The organism is Mesorhizobium sp. M7A.F.Ca.ET.027.03.2.1 (assembly GCF_003999175.1).
In the GTDB taxonomy this organism is placed as follows: domain Bacteria; phylum Pseudomonadota; class Alphaproteobacteria; order Rhizobiales; family Rhizobiaceae; genus Mesorhizobium.
The window spans coordinates 1-397 of the sequence record NZ_RZOM01001966.1 but is presented as its reverse complement, the minus strand read 5'-3'; the positions used below and the strand labels follow the sequence as shown (position 1 = coordinate 397).

General features: G+C 49.6%; 1 pseudogene. It reads left to right on the top strand.

From position 1 onward, the window contains the following. Positions 1-397, top strand: a pseudogene (locus EN750_RS39005) (hypothetical protein); the annotation flags it as partial.

The window sequence follows — 397 nt, the reverse complement described above, 5'->3', positions numbered from 1 at the left end:
GTGTTGCAACGCTTCAAGGATGTCGAATCCGAAGCCAAGCGCAATCTTGAGATGTACGAGTCAAATGCAAAGAAGCAGATCGATTCGCTCGCGGCGCAATTGCGGAACGAAAAAGACTCACGAGCCGATGCCGACAAGGAGATTGACCGGAATCTTCGCGAGCAAAACCAGGCACTTGAAAAGCAGGTGCGTGCGTTGTCGGATCAATTGAGCGCGCTTGAGCGGGACGTTTCGGACCGGATAAATCGAAACGATCATTTGCTGCGTGAGGAAATCAAGCAGAAGAATGAAGGCGTTCAGATGCTGATTGAGAAAATGTTTGCCGATCTCAGCAACGTTAAGACCGACCGAAATCTTTTGGCTGGCCTGTTTGTAGAGGTTGCGAAATGTCTGAATC